Annotated in this window: 11 protein-coding genes; 8 read left to right on the top strand and 3 right to left on the bottom strand. The window is 66.9% G+C overall.

What is annotated here, in order from left to right:
- Positions 1-91: 91 nt before the first annotated feature.
- The 4 genes from ilvC (at position 92) to QOL79_RS04845 (ending at position 4,268) form a co-directional block, all read left to right on the top strand.
- Complete coding sequence (ilvC, locus tag QOL79_RS04860) at positions 92-1,126, top strand: ketol-acid reductoisomerase (protein WP_283418821.1); 1,035 nt, start codon at positions 92-94, stop codon at positions 1,124-1,126.
- Positions 1,127-1,276: 150 nt separating this feature from the next.
- Complete coding sequence (locus QOL79_RS04855; RefSeq protein WP_283418820.1) at positions 1,277-2,410, top strand: 8-amino-7-oxononanoate synthase; 1,134 nt, start codon at positions 1,277-1,279, stop codon at positions 2,408-2,410.
- The gene (gene bioD / locus QOL79_RS04850; protein ID WP_283418819.1) at positions 2,407-3,015 is read left to right on the top strand and encodes a dethiobiotin synthase; all 609 of its coding nucleotides are present in this window, start codon (positions 2,407-2,409) and stop codon (positions 3,013-3,015) included. The genes QOL79_RS04855 and bioD overlap by 4 nt, the downstream gene beginning before the upstream one ends.
- Positions 3,012-4,268, top strand: a complete 1,257-nt coding sequence (locus QOL79_RS04845) for an adenosylmethionine--8-amino-7-oxononanoate transaminase (RefSeq protein ID WP_283418818.1) — start codon at positions 3,012-3,014, stop codon at positions 4,266-4,268. Before bioD ends, QOL79_RS04845 begins: the two co-directional genes overlap by 4 nt.
- A 332-nt stretch (positions 4,269-4,600) precedes the next feature.
- On the opposite strand, the gene grxD is transcribed toward QOL79_RS04845, so the two are convergent.
- Genes grxD through QOL79_RS04830 form a run of 3 tightly spaced genes read right to left on the bottom strand, consistent with a single transcriptional unit; the run spans position 4,601 to position 5,552 of the window.
- Positions 4,601-4,933: a Grx4 family monothiol glutaredoxin gene (gene grxD / locus QOL79_RS04840; RefSeq protein WP_058457533.1), complete on the bottom strand. Its 333-nt coding sequence runs from the start codon at positions 4,931-4,933 to the stop codon at positions 4,601-4,603.
- A gap of 48 nt (positions 4,934-4,981) precedes the next feature.
- The gene (locus QOL79_RS04835; protein WP_215355336.1) at positions 4,982-5,215 is read right to left on the bottom strand and encodes a BolA/IbaG family iron-sulfur metabolism protein; all 234 of its coding nucleotides are present in this window, start codon (positions 5,213-5,215) and stop codon (positions 4,982-4,984) included.
- Between the two features lie 10 nt (positions 5,216-5,225).
- Complete coding sequence (locus tag QOL79_RS04830; RefSeq protein WP_058457535.1) at positions 5,226-5,552, bottom strand: DUF1476 domain-containing protein; 327 nt, start codon at positions 5,550-5,552, stop codon at positions 5,226-5,228.
- A 212-nt stretch (positions 5,553-5,764) separates the two neighbouring features.
- Between QOL79_RS04830 and QOL79_RS04825 the strand changes: the two genes are divergently transcribed.
- The 4 genes from QOL79_RS04825 (at position 5,765) to QOL79_RS04810 (ending at position 13,695) form a co-directional block, all read left to right on the top strand.
- Complete coding sequence (locus tag QOL79_RS04825) at positions 5,765-8,860, top strand: CHAT domain-containing protein (protein ID WP_283418817.1); 3,096 nt, start codon at positions 5,765-5,767, stop codon at positions 8,858-8,860.
- Between the two features lie 4 nt (positions 8,861-8,864).
- Positions 8,865-10,940 carry an adenylate/guanylate cyclase domain-containing protein gene (locus QOL79_RS04820; RefSeq protein ID WP_283418816.1) on the top strand — a complete coding sequence of 692 codons (2,076 nt, stop codon included), beginning with the start codon at positions 8,865-8,867 and terminating at the stop codon, positions 10,938-10,940.
- Entirely contained in the window at positions 10,927-11,691 is a 765-nt protein-coding gene (locus QOL79_RS04815; RefSeq protein ID WP_058457537.1) for a hypothetical protein, read from the top strand. Before QOL79_RS04820 ends, QOL79_RS04815 begins: the two co-directional genes overlap by 14 nt.
- 180 nt (positions 11,692-11,871) lie before the next feature.
- Positions 11,872-13,695, top strand: a complete 1,824-nt coding sequence (locus QOL79_RS04810) for a ShlB/FhaC/HecB family hemolysin secretion/activation protein (protein WP_283418815.1) — start codon at positions 11,872-11,874, stop codon at positions 13,693-13,695.
- Positions 13,696-13,698 lie beyond the last annotated feature (3 nt).

The raw sequence follows: 13,698 nt of genomic DNA, 5'->3' as shown, positions 1-13,698 counted from the left end.
TTTCACTTTCGTATTCCCCGCGAAGGCGGGGGTCCAGTCAACGTCAAATGGGTCCCCGCCTTCGCGGGGGCACACTATGGGGAAGAATGACATGCAGGTTTATTACGATCGCGACGCCGACCAGGATCTGATCAAGGGCAAGAAGGTCGCCGTCGTCGGCTACGGCAGCCAGGGCCACGCCCACGCGCAGAACATGCGCGACAGCGGCGTGCGTGAAGTCGCGATCGCGCTCCGCCCCGGCTCGGCGACCGCCAAGAAGGCCGAAGCCGCCGGCTTCAAGGTGCTGTCGAACAAGGAAGCCGCCGAGTGGGCCGACGTGATCATGATCGCCGCCCCCGACGAGCATCAGGCGAAGATCTACGCCGACGACATCGGCCCGAACATGAAGCCCGGCGCCGCGCTCGCCTTCGCGCACGGCCTCAACATCCACTTCGGCCTGATCGAGGCACGCCCCGACATCGACGTCTTCATGGTCGCGCCCAAGGGCCCCGGCCACACCGTGCGCAGCGAATATCAGAAGGGCGGCGGCGTCCCCTGCCTGATCGCCGTCGCGCAGGAAGCGAACGGCAACAGCGGCAACGGCCACGCCAAGGCGCTCGCCCTCTCTTATGCGTCCGCAGTGGGTGGCGGCCGCAGCGGCATCATCGAGACGACCTTCAAGGAAGAGTGCGAAACCGACCTGTTCGGCGAACAGGCGGTGCTCTGCGGCGGCATCACCCACCTCATCCAGGCCGGATTCGAAACGCTGGTCGAGGCGGGCTACGCCCCCGAAATGGCCTATTTCGAATGCCTCCACGAAACCAAGCTGATCGTCGACCTCCTCTATGAAGGCGGCATCGCCAACATGCGCTATTCGATCTCGAACACCGCCGAATATGGCGACATCAAAACGGGTCCGCGCATCATCACCGAGGAAACGAAGAAGGAAATGAAGCGCGTCCTCGCCGACATCCAGTCGGGCCGCTTCGTGAAGGACTTCGTGCTCGACAACCAGGCCGGCCAGCCGGAGCTGAAGGCGAGCCGCAAGGCCGCCGCCGCGCACCCGATCGAACAGGTCGGTGGCGAGCTGCGTGCGATGATGCCGTGGATCGCGAAGAACCAGCTCGTCGACAAGACGAAGAACTGATCAGGATCCTCCCCGTGGCGCAGCCATGGGGAGGGGGACCGCGTCCGAAGGACGTGGTGGAGGGGCCAGCAAAGGTTACGCTACGAGCCCCTCCGTCAGCCCTGCGGGCTGCCACCGCTGACGACCACGGTCTCGGACATAAGAGGCAAAATGGCGAATATCTTCACCGCCCACCGCGCCGACCTCGAAGCGCTCGCCGCCGACGACCGCCGCCGCATGCTAGCGCCGCGCACCGGGCTCGATTTCGCCTCGAACGACTATCTCGGCCTCGCCGGTTCCTACGCCCTCAATGAGGCGGTCGCGCAGGGCCTGCAACGCGGCCTTCCCGCCGGCTCGGGCGGGTCGCGCCTGCTCCGCGGCAATCATGACGAGCATGAGGCGCTCGAGGCGCACGCCGCGCGCCACTATGGCAGCGAGGCCGCGCTCTATTTCCCGACCGGCTTCGCGGCCAATGCCGCGATCTTTTCGACGCTGCCGCAGCGCGGCGACCTGATCGTCCACGACGAACTCATCCACGCGAGCGCGCACGACGGGATGAAGCTCGGCCGCGCCGGGCATGTCGAGGCACGGCACAATGATGCGCAGGCGTTCGACGACATCATCAAGCGCTGGCGCGCGGGCGGCGGCGGCGGTACGCCGTGGATCGCGGCCGAGAGTCTCTATTCGATGGATGGCGACCGCGCGCCGCTCGCCGATCTCGCTGCGGTCGCCGATCGCCACGACGGCGTTCTGGTCATCGACGAAGCCCATGCGACCGGCGTCTATGGCCCCGCCGGACAGGGCCTCGCGCACGATCTTACGGGCCGCGACAACCTCATCACGCTGCACACCTGCGGCAAGGCGCTGGGCTGCGAAGGCGCGCTGGTCTGCGCGCCGGCGATCGTCCGCGACTTCATCGTCAACCGCGGCCGCCCCTTCATCTTCTCGACCGCTCCCTCGCCGCTGATGGCATGGCTGGTGCGCCAGGCGCTCGAGATCGTCGCGAACGAGCCCGAGCGACAGGGCCGCTTGCATGGCCTCATCCGCCGCGCCGAAACGCGGCTCGCCGCGCTCGGGCTTCCCGCAAGCGGAAGCCAGATCATTCCCGTCGTGATCGGCGACAACGCCCGCACGATGCGCATCGCCGCCGCGCTCCAGGCCGATGGCTTCGACATCCGCGGCATCCGCCCGCCGACCGTCCCGCACGGCACCGCGCGGCTGCGCATCGCCATCACACTGAACGTCGGCGAGCGCGAAATCGATGCGATGACGGAGAGCCTGTCGGCCGCTATGGCCGCGGCATGACCCGCTTCGTCATCACCGGCACCGACACCGGCATCGGCAAGACCGTCTTTTCGGCCGCGCTCGCGGGCGCGATGCGCACGCCCTATTGGAAGCCGATCCAGTCGGGCCTCGAGGACGAGACCGACAGCGAGGCCGTCGCGCGCCTCGCGGACGTCGCTGTCCTCCCCGAAGCCTATCGCCTCGTCACCCCCGCCTCGCCGCATCTCGCGGCCGAGATCGACGGCGTCACCATCGACGCCGAGGCACTTACGCCGCCCGAAGGCCCGGTGATCGTCGAAGGCGCGGGCGGCGCGCTCGTCCCCGTCACGCGCCGGCTGCTCTACGCCGACCTCTTCGCGCGCTGGCAGATCCCGGTGATCGTCTGCGCGCGCACCAGCCTCGGCACGATCAACCACAGTCTGCTGACGATCGAGGCGCTGAAAAGCCGCGGCGTCCCGATCCACGGTCTCGTCTTCCTCGGCGACGCGATGGACGACAGCGAAGCGATCATCGCCGATATCGGCGGCATCCGGCGCCTCGGCCGCCTGCCGTTCCTCGATCCCCTCACGCCCGAGACCTTGGCCCAAGCCTTTACCGCCCATTTCGACCGCGCCGATTTCGCATGACCTCCCCCATCTGGCACCCCTTCACCCAGCACGGCCTCGGCGGTCCGATCCCGCTCATCGCGCGCGGCGAGGGTGCGCGCCTCTACGACGCCGAGGGCAATCACTGGATCGACGCCATCTCGTCTTGGTGGGTCACCACCCACGGCCATGCGCACCCGCGCATCATGGCGGCGATCCGCGACCAGTCCGAAAGGCTCGACCAGCTCATCTTCGCCGGCTGGACGCACGAGCCCGCCGAAACACTCGCCGCCGAGCTGATCCGCATCACCCCCGACCCGCTCACGCGCGTCTTCTTCTCGGACTCGGGCTCGACCAGCGTCGAGGTCGCGCTCAAGATGGCGCTTGGCTATTGGTACAATATCGGCGAGCCGCGCAGCCGCATCCTCGTCCTCGAGCATAGCTATCATGGCGACACGATCGGCACGATGTCGGTCGGCGAGCGCGGCGTTTACAACCGTGCCTGGCAGCCGCTGCTGTTCGATGTGGGCACCATCCCCTTCCCGCACGAAGGGATGGAGCAAGCCACGCTCGACGCGCTCGAAGCCGCGTGCGCAACCGAACCAGCCGCCTTCATCGTCGAACCGCTCATCCTCGGCGCCGGCGGCATGCTCATCTACCCCGCATGGGTGCTCGCCGAAATGCGTGCCATCTGCGCGCGCCACGGTGTCCTGTTCATCGCCGACGAGGTCATGACCGGCTGGGGCCGCACCGGGACGCGCTTCGCCTGCGATTCTGCGGGCGTGATCCCCGATATCGTCTGCCTGTCCAAAGGACTGACCGGCGGCAGCCTGCCGCTCGCGGTGACGCTCTGCATCGAGCCGATCTTCGAAGCCCATTATTCGACCGACCGCGCGAAAACCTTCTATCATTCGTCGAGCTACACCGCGAACCCGATCGCCTGCGCGGCGGCGAACGCGAACCTCGCGATCTGGCGCGACGAGCCCGTGCAACAGCGTATCGACAAGCTGGCCGAAGCGCAGGCGGCCCATCTCTCGCTGCTCAGCCACGACCCGCGCGTCGCGAGCCCGCGACGCCTCGGCACCATCGCCGCGCTTGACATCGTCGTATCCGACGGAGGCTATCTGTCGGCCCTCGCGCCGCGCCTGATCGCCTTCTATCGCGACCACGGCGTCCTCCTCCGCCCGCTCGGCAACAGCGTGTATGTGATGCCGCCCTATTGTATCGCGCCGGACGAGCTGGCGGCGGTCTGGGCCGCGATCACAGCGTCGCTCGATGCGGTCCAGGACATGTAGGAGGCGGCCGGCTTCGACAGAAGGCCGCCATTGTGCACCCCGGCGAAAGCCGGGGTCCAGAGCGGCACAACGCGACGCTAGCTCTCTAACTCCCTGGGCCCCGGCTTTCGCCGGGGTGCACATTATGACTGCAACCAACCGAAATAAGCCGTCGCCCCCGCGCAGGCGGAGGCCGCTGTCGGTTTACGCGGCCGCGCAGGAATAGGCGGCTAGCGGCCCCCGCATGCGCGGGGGCGACGCTGATACATCCGCTCTCCACCCCAAAACAGACATGGCGCACAAGAAAAGGGCGGCCCAAGGCCGCCCCTGAAAACATCGCATATCAACCGGACCTATTCCGCCCGCGTCGGAACACCGTCCATCAGCTGGTGAAGCTCGCCGGCTTCCCACATTTCCATCATGATGTCGGAGCCGCCGACGAATTCGCCCTTCACATAGAGCTGGGGGATCGTCGGCCAGTCGGAGAATTCCTTGATTCCCTGACGGATTTCCATGTCCTGCAGCACGTCGACAGTGTCATATTCGATACCGAGGCGGTCGAGCATCGCAATCGCGCGCGAGGAAAAGCCGCACTGCGGGAACAGCGGCGTCCCCTTCATGAACAGCAGCACGGGATGATCGGCGACCAGCTTCGAAATACGGTCGTGGATGGCAGGATCGCTCATTTGAATATCTCCGGTGGCGCGTCGCGCCGAAAAAATTGCGTCTTACCCCTATGAAGGAACGCCGGTCGTCAATTGCAAGGCATGAAGTTCGCCGCCCATGCGCCCGCCGAGCGCGGCATAGACCGCCTTGTGCTGGGCAACGCGAGTCAGCCCGCGAAACGATTCGCTGACCACATGCGCCGCATAATGGTCGTTGTCGCCCGCCAGATCGGTTATCGAGACCATGGCATCGGGAAACGCCGCCTCGATCATCGCCTTCAGATCATCCTCGCGCATACCCATGACGACCGCCTCAGTTCTGGCTGTCCATGAACTGGCGGCGCGCCTCGGCGGTCTTGTCGTTGAGCACCGAGCGGATTTCCGCATCGCTGATCTCGACGCCGGCCCCGGTCAGGTCGCCCGCGAGCTTGCGGATGACGTCCTCATCGCCCGCTTCCTCGAAATCCGCCTGCACGACCGCCTTGGCATAGGCATCGGTTTCCTCGGGGGTCAGGCCCATGCGTTCGGCCGCCCATTCGCCGACGAGGCGGTTACGGCGCGCGGTGATGCGGAACAGCGCGTCCTGGTCGCGGGCGAACTTCGCCTCGAATGCCCGTTCACGATCGTCGAATGCGCTCATCTTTGTCCTCGCCGGAAATTGCGTTTCACCATCCAGATAGGTCGCTGTGCCAAGGCGCGCAAGGCGCAGTGCCGCAGATCACTTCCCTTTTTCAGATGATGGGTTTAGGGTCCGCGCCGACGGGATGGGTCGTACCGCAGCATTAAAGACTGCGCCTTGCCGCCGATATCGCGGTCACGGCGCCTTCAGGCTTGGGTTTGGGGGATTTGGCGATGACCGCTCGACGTCCGCAATTTCTGTCGCTGGTGACGGCGCTGGCGCTGGCAGCGCCGGGCACGGCGCTGGCACAGGCCGGCGACCCGACGCTTCGCGACAGTTTTTCGATCGGCGACCAGGGCGGATCGCTCTGCGAGGTGCAGGCCACCGTCCGCGATTCGGTGATCAAGGGCATGTTCGACCGCGCCTGGCTGATCGTCTGCCGCGACGCCAGCCAGCCAATCGGCTATGTCCGCATGCTGCGCGCGAGCCCCGAAGAGGCGCGCGCGCGGATCGATGCCGGCCGCTCGGCTACGATCAGCTGCATCGGCGACGCTTGTACCGTGAAGGACAGCGACATCGGCTGGACGACGCGCGTCGAGGCCGACGGCGACACCGCTTATGCCGTCGAGGGCTTCACCGCCTATGACGACGCGCTCAGGATCGCGCTCGCGTCGATCCGCGAGAAACGCGTCGTCCCCGGCCAGATCAAGGTTGCGACCACCTCGGTCGGCGGCAATGACGGCTTCGCCCGCACGCTCGCCGGGACGATCGACGTCGACAAGGCGCTGGCCGAGGGATATCGCCGCAACCACAGCGGCGACTATGCCGAGGCCGCCGAATTCTTCGAGGCCCTGTCGCGGCGCGCGCTCGACGACCAGGCCGCGGCCGACATCGACCCGACCGAATTCACCCTGAATCGCGCGCTCCAGCGCTCGAACCTCGGCGAGTTTGCCGAGGCCGACCGGCTGTTCGGCGAGGTCGAGATGATCCCGACCAGCGACCCGGTCCAGCTTCGCCTCCGTCGCAATTTCCGCGCCATCCATGCGCTCAACCAGCGCGACTATGACGGTGCGGCCGCCATCCTGCAGACGCCGATCCCGCCGCTCACCGACGCGGTGAAGGTCGATGGCGGCGCGGTCACGCTGACCCCGGAAATTGCGGCGGGAATCAACAGCGGTGCGAATGCGCGCGCGGTGCGCCAGGCAAGCGACCGCGAGCGGCTGACCCCTATCGAACGCGCGCAGATCATCGACGCGCAGGCGACCCATCTGCTCGGGACGGTCGAACGGCTGCGCGGGAATGCCGGGGCCGCGAAGAGCGCGCAGCTCAAGGGGCTGACCGACGCGATCGCGGTGCGCGAAGGCCGCGTGACCTCGATCATCCGGCTGCGGTCGCAAATGCTCGGCGAGCTCGCGCTTGCCGAGGAAGCGCTCGGCGACAACGCCACCGCCGATGCACGATTCCAGGAATCGATCAACGCGCTCGCGGTCGAATATCCCGAAACCAACGCGCTCGCTTCGGCGCAGGCGCGCTATGCCGCTTTCCTCACGCGGCACGGTCAGGACGACAAGGCGCTCGGCATCTATCAGGGCGTCGTGACCGCGCTCGCCGGGTCGCAGCGTTCGACCACCGGCATGGCGAACATGATGGCGCCCTATTACCGGCTGCTCGCCGCGCGCGCCGCGACCGATCCGAAGGCCGCCAGCGACTTCTTCGTCGCCAGCCAGCTTCAGGTGCGCCCCGGCGTCGCCGACACGCAAGCGGTACTCGCGCGCGAGCTTTCGAGCGGCAGCAGCGACGGCGCACGGCTGTTCCGGCAGGCGACCACGCTCAACCGCGATATCGAACGCGCGCGGATTGAGGATGCGCGGCTCGGGCAAATGCCCGCGACGCCCGAGATCAACGCGCTGCGCGCCGACATCAAGACGCAGCTCGACAATCTCTCGTTCCAGCAGTCGGAAACGATCACCAAGCTCTCGGCCTTCCCGCAATATCGCGTCGTCGCGCCAGGCAAGCTCGACCTCGCCGAACTGCAGCAGGTATTGCGCCCCGACGAGGCCTATCTGAAGATGCTTGTCGTCGGCGATGCGGTCTATGCGATGCTGATCGGTCCCGACAGCGCGCAGCTCTGGAAGAGCGACATCAGCGCGCAGGGCCTCGAGAATGCCGTCGACACGATCCGTTCGACCATCTCGATCGTGGAGAATGGCAAGCGAGTCACCTATCCCTTCGACGCGGCGACCGCGCGCAAGCTCTATACGCAACTCTTCGCCCCCGCCGCCGACCGGCTGCCCTCGACAGCGCATCTGATCTTCGAGCCCGATGGCGCGATGCTGCGCCTGCCGATCAATCTGCTCATCACCTCCGATGCCGGGCTCGCCGACTATGAGCAGCGCGTCGCCGATCCCAACGCCGACGCCTTCGACATGCGTCGCATCGCGTGGCTGGGCCGGACAACGCGCCCGAGCACGGCGGTGTCGGCACTCGCCTTCCGCAACGCGCGACAGGCGCCACCGTCGAGCGCGGCGCGCGAATATTTCGGGCTCGGCGAAAACCTACCCGTCAGGGGCGGCATCCTGCCTTCGACCGGAACGCGCGGCGGGATCGGCGGCGGTGTCGACGACACATGCCATTGGGACGTCAGCCAGTGGAGCCGTCCGATTTCGGCCGACGAACTCGTGACCGCGACGCGAACGATGGACCGCGACGCCGCGACCTTGCTCACCGGCGGCGCCTTCACCGACACGGCGGTCAAGAACCGCAGCGACCTCGGCGATTATCGCATCATCCATTTCGCAACCCACGGCCTCGTCACCGCGCCGCGTCCGTCGTGCCCCGCACGGCCCGCGCTCGTCACCTCGTTCGGCGACCAGGATTCGGACGGGCTGCTCACCTTCCAGGAAATCTTCGACCTCAAGATCAACGCCGATCTCGTCATCCTCTCGGCCTGCGACACCGCGGGCGCGGCGACGGTCGCCGCGACGCGCGAGGCCGGCGTGGCGAGCGGCGGCGGCAACGCGCTCGACGGGCTCGTGCGCAGCTTCATCGGCGCGGGCGGGCGTTCGGTGATCGCCAGCCACTGGCCCGCGCCCGACGATTTCGACGCGACCAAGCGACTCATCGGCGGCCTGTTCGCCGCGCCGCAGGGGGAAAGCGTCGCCGACGCGCTGTGGGCGACGCAGATGAAGCTGATGGACGACAAGCAGACGTCGCATCCCTATTATTGGGCCGGCTTCGCGATCATCGGCGATGGCGGGCAGGCCCTGCTGCACGACACGGCTACGACGACGGCACAAAATGGGGGGACTGCGGGCCGCGCGGCCCGCTGAATTGATGGCGACCACGACGATCGACGCGGCGGCGCCCGACGCGCTGCCCAAGACCATATCGCTACGCAAGCGCATCCGCCGGCTGGTCATGCAGCTCGGCCCCTCGCGCATGGCCGCGACGATCCTGTTCCTGATTGTCGCTACATTATTCGCCCGCTTCAGCTGGGACATGCCGCTCGTCGGCGACGCCGAGCGCGCCCTTTACGATGCGCGCGCGATGGTGATGGCGCCGCATGTCGCGCAGGACCAGCGCATCGTCATGGTCACCTATGACGACGAGACGCTGTTCAACACCGGCATCCGCTCGCCGCTCGATCGCACGTATCTCGCCAATGCGCTCGCCAATCTCGACCAGATGGGACCGAAGGCGATCGGCATCGATATCGTCTTCGATTCGCCGCGTCCCGACGACCCGTTGCTCAAGGCGCAGCTTCGCGCGATGAAGACGCCGACCTGGCTCGCCTATGCCGAGCAGGCGAGCAACCCGAACACCATCTTTTATGAACAGCAGAAATATCTCGAAGCCTATCTGGCCGAGGTCACCACCGCCCGGACGAAGCCGACGAGCGTGTTGTTTCGCACCGACAGCGACGGCGTGATCCGCAACTGGCCCGACCGGCCAAAGAATCTGCCACCGCTGATGGCCAATGCGCTCGCGCCGGTCGATCCGGCGCACGCCAACTATCAGGGCAATATCCGCTTCCTCGTCCCCGCCCGCGTGACCAAAGGTGCGGAGGAGCCCGTTTTTTCCAAGATCCCGATCGACACCTTCGCCGCGCCGATGGATGCGGAGACGCGCGCAGCCTTTTCGGAGATGATCCGGGGCCGCTATGTGCTGATCGGCGGCAACATCATCGACAACGACCAGTTCAATACGCCGCTCAGCCGCTTTACCGACCCGATCACCGGCCAGCATGAAACGATGATCGGGCTGGAGGTGCACGCCCATATGCTCGCGCAACAGCTCGACAAGGACTGGCCGCGCCCGCTGCCGGGCCCGTCGCTGTGGGCGCTCGCCGTGCTCGTCGTGCTCGCGGGCGGGCTCACCAGCCTGATCGACCTGCGCGCGCGCTGGGTGGCGCTGGCCTTCCTCGGGCAAATGGCTTTCTTTGTCGCCTTCCCCTTCTGGCTGCAGGGGCATGGCGTCGACACGACCACCCTTCCCGCCTTCGGCTGGGCGATGGGCTGGCTGCTCGGCTATGCCGCGGTCGGCACCGCCGCGCGCACGATCGGGTCGCGCCAGCGCGCCTTTGCCCAGTCGGCGCTCGGCAAATATCTGCCCGCCGACGTCGCGGCGCAGATCATGCGCGATCCCGATCAGCTTTCGCTGCACGGCGAGCGGCGCAACATCTATTGCGTGTTCACCGACCTCGAAGGCTTCACCAAGCTGAGCCACGCGGTGACCCCGGAGACCGTCGCGCGGCTGCTCAACGAATATCTCGACCGGCTGTCCGACGTCGTGCTCGACCATGGCGGGACGATCGACAAGTTCGTCGGTGATGCGATTGTCGCCTTCTGGGGCGCGCCGATCAGCCGCCCCGACGATGGCCCGCAGGCGGCGAAAGCGGCGATTGCGATGCATGCGGTGGGCGAACAGTTCCGCAAGGATCTGGCAGGCGAGGACGTGCCGCCGATCGGCATGACCCGTGTCGGACTGCACGTCGGCGACGCGATCGTCGGCAATTTCGGCGGCGAGGACCGCATCCAGTACACCGCGCTCGGCGACAGCATGAACACCGCATCGCGCCTCGAATCGGCGAACAAGAGCCTCAAGACGCGGGTGCTGATCTCGTCCGAAGCGGCGGCGGGCGCCGGTCGCGACGACCTGGTCCCGATGGGGCGCGTGACGTTGCGCGGGCGAGCGCAACCGGTCGACGTGCTCACGCCGCGCCCCGATCTTTCCGAGGAGCAGCGCGCCCGCATCGCGGCGCTGGTCGAGGCGCACGCCGCAGGCAATAAAAAGGCCTATGTGACCTGCGCCACAGCATTGGCCGGCGAGTTCGGTCAGGATCCAGCCATAATGTTCCTGATAGAACGTCTGAACGAGACCCAAAAAGGAGAAAGCTATGTCCTTTCCTGACTTCTCGATGCGCCGCATCGGCCTGACCGCCGCCGCCGCGATCGCTGCGATCGCCGTCGCGGGCGTCGCCTCCGCGCAGTCGATGGTGGTCCGCTCGACCGGGCCGTCTGCCGGAAAATATCCGAGCGGGACCAAGCTCAAATCGACCGACAAGCTGACCCTCGTCTCGGGCGACAAGGTCGTGCTGATGCAGGCGGGCAAGACCCGGACGCTGTCGGGGCCCGGCACCTATGGCGCCACCGCAACGATCCAGGCGAACCAGTCGATGGGCGCGACGGTGACGCGCATGCTTTCGACCGGCCCGACGATGCGCTCGCGCGGTGGGTTTTCGCGCGGTGGCGAAGAGGCTGCCCCGGTCAACGTCCGCGCGCCGAACGTCTGGCTGCTCGATTATCGCGACGCGGGAACCTTCTGCGTCGTCGATCCGGCGACGCTGATGCTGTGGCGCCCGAACATGGAGGGCGACACTGCGCTCGAAATCGAAGGCGGCGGCAAGAAGGCGACGGTCGCCATCGTCGACGGCGCCAATTTCCGCAAATGGCCGACCGACACGCTGCCGGTGCAATATGGCGTCGACTATCGCCTGTCGGGCGGCGGCCTGCCCAAGCCGGTCACCGTCCGCTTTACCGCGATGGGCACCGTGCCCGACACCGTCGAAGGGTCGGTCGACATGCTGATGGCCAAGGGCTGCACCCCGCAGCTGAATCGTCTCGTCGATGCGATGTCGGAAACCGAGACAGCGGGTGGTTAACGGAATCGCCTTTGCATTGAACCGTTTTGGACCATCTGGTAACAAGCGTGTGAAAAGCAGCCGCAAAATGCGGTAAGTCCTTTCCTTGGGTCGAAAATTCGTACTGTCGCATGGGCGGCAGAGCCTTATGAATTTGTGCGTCCCGGCAGCCGCCGGCGCATATGTACGCAAGGGGTGGTGATGATCGATTTGGGGGTAATGGAGTCCGTCGGCGTCGCGCGGGCGGCGCGGCGCACGGGTCGCCGGACACTGATCTGTTCGGCGGGATTGGCGGCGCTGTCGGTATCGTTCGCGGCGCAGGCACAGATCGCCCCCTCGGTCCCGACGCGCGAAGAAATCCAGCGCCCGACCCTGCCCCCCGCCAGCCCCCCGGGCGAACAGGTGGTCACCGCCGACGACGGCATCGAGCGCGCGCCCTGCCCGCTCGCCAACCCCGAATTCGCCAATGTCCGCGTCACCGTGCGCAGCGTCCGCTTTTCCGAGGTCGAGGGGATCGACACGTCGATGCTCGACGCGAGCTGGCAGGACAAGGTCGGGCAGGACCAGCCCGTCTCGGTCGTCTGCGACATTCGCGACCGCGCCGCGACGATGCTGCGCGCAAAAGGCTATCTGGCGGCGGTCCGCGTGCCGCCGCAAACGATCAGCGACGGCGTCGTCAAGCTCGATATATTGTCGGCGCGGCTGACCCGGGTCGAGGTGCGCGGCGACGCCGGCGCCAACGAAGGCCTGCTCCAGCGCTATCTGTCACGGCTCGATGACCAGCCGGTGTTCAACATCGTCGACGCCGAACGCTATCTCCTGCTCGCGCGCGATATTCCCGGAATGGACGCGCGGCTGACGCTGCGCCCCGGCGCCGTGCCCGGCGAGGTTGTTGGCGAGGTGACCGTCACGCGCACCCCGATCCTGATCGACGGCAGTACCCAGAATTACGGATCGCGCGATGTCGGCCGTTGGGGCAGCATCAACCGCGCGCGCTTCACCGGCCTGACCGGCATGGGCGACATGACCACGGTCAGCTTCTATTCGACCCCCGATTTCGACGAGCAGAAGGTGTTGCAACTCGCGCACGAATTCCGCGTCGGCGGCGAAGGGCTGCGTTTCGGCGCCAGCTACACCTATGCCTGGACGCGCCCCGACATCACCGGCTTCAACATCAGGTCGAACACCCAGATCGTCAGCCTGTTCGCTTCCTATCCGCTGGTCCTCACGCAGGCGCGGCGCATCACGCTCGGCGGCGGGTTCGACATCATCGACCAGGACATCAAACTGGGCAGCACGCCGCTGAACCGCGACCGCATCCGCGTCTTCAACCTGCGCGCCGACGGCATCTGGATCGATCCCGCCTCGGTCGCGGGCAAGCGTGGCTACAGCCCGTCCGAACCGCACTGGTCGCTCGGCGCCTCGGTCGAGGCGCGGCAGGGCGTCAATTTCCTCGGTGCCAGCAACGACTGCGGCCCTGGCGGCGCGGCCTGCTTCCTGCCCGGCGCGGTGCCGCTGACACGGATCGAGGCGAAACCCGACGCCTTCCTGGTCCGCGCCAATGCGCAGGCCGAATGGCGCCCGACAAAATTGTTCACGCTGTCGCTCGCGCCGCGCGCGCAATGGGCGAGCGACCCGCTCGTCGCCTATGAGGAGTTTTCGGGCGGCAACTTCACCGTCGGGCGCGGTTTCGACCCCGGCACGATCATCGGCGACAAGGGCGTCGCGGTCTCGGCCGAGGCTCGCTACGGCTCGTTCGTCCCCGCGAACCGCAAGGCCTTCGCCTTCCAGCCCTTCGCCTTCTTCGACGCGGCGTGGGTGTGGAACACTGACAGCGCCTTCAACGGCCTCAATCCGCAAAAACTCTATTCGGCCGGCGGCGGGATGCGCGTCGCGTGGGGCGACCGGGCACGGCTCGACGTCGCGCTGGCCGTCCCGCTCAACCGCGGCGGCTTCCTGACCGAAAGACCCGATCCGCGGCTGCTGATTTCGTTCACAAGCCAGTTCGGCGTGAAGGCGCGCTGACCA

The organism is Sphingopyxis sp. Geo48 (assembly GCF_949769155.1).
Lineage (GTDB): Bacteria > Pseudomonadota > Alphaproteobacteria > Sphingomonadales > Sphingomonadaceae > Sphingopyxis.
This window is presented reverse-complemented; position numbering and strand designations above follow the sequence as displayed.

What these genes read in the sequence shown, in the direction of transcription:
- QOL79_RS04810 (WP_283418815.1), top strand. Translation starts at nt 11,872, where the DNA reads ATGATCGATTTGGGGGTAATGGAGTCCGTCGGCGTCGCGCGGGCGGCG.
- QOL79_RS04825 (WP_283418817.1), top strand. Translation starts at nt 5,765, where the DNA reads ATGACCGCTCGACGTCCGCAATTTCTGTCGCTGGTGACGGCGCTGGCG.
- QOL79_RS04820 (WP_283418816.1), top strand. Translation starts at nt 8,865, where the DNA reads ATGGCGACCACGACGATCGACGCGGCGGCGCCCGACGCGCTGCCCAAG.
- QOL79_RS04845 (WP_283418818.1), top strand. Translation starts at nt 3,012, where the DNA reads ATGACCTCCCCCATCTGGCACCCCTTCACCCAGCACGGCCTCGGCGGT.
- QOL79_RS04815 (WP_058457537.1), top strand. Translation starts at nt 10,927, where the DNA reads ATGTCCTTTCCTGACTTCTCGATGCGCCGCATCGGCCTGACCGCCGCC.
- QOL79_RS04855 (WP_283418820.1), top strand. Translation starts at nt 1,277, where the DNA reads ATGGCGAATATCTTCACCGCCCACCGCGCCGACCTCGAAGCGCTCGCC.
- grxD (WP_058457533.1), bottom strand. Translation starts at nt 4,933, where the DNA reads ATGAGCGATCCTGCCATCCACGACCGTATTTCGAAGCTGGTCGCCGAT.
- bioD (WP_283418819.1), top strand. Translation starts at nt 2,407, where the DNA reads ATGACCCGCTTCGTCATCACCGGCACCGACACCGGCATCGGCAAGACC.
- QOL79_RS04830 (WP_058457535.1), bottom strand. Translation starts at nt 5,552, where the DNA reads ATGAGCGCATTCGACGATCGTGAACGGGCATTCGAGGCGAAGTTCGCC.
- QOL79_RS04835 (WP_215355336.1), bottom strand. Translation starts at nt 5,215, where the DNA reads ATGGGTATGCGCGAGGATGATCTGAAGGCGATGATCGAGGCGGCGTTT.
- ilvC (WP_283418821.1), top strand. Translation starts at nt 92, where the DNA reads ATGCAGGTTTATTACGATCGCGACGCCGACCAGGATCTGATCAAGGGC.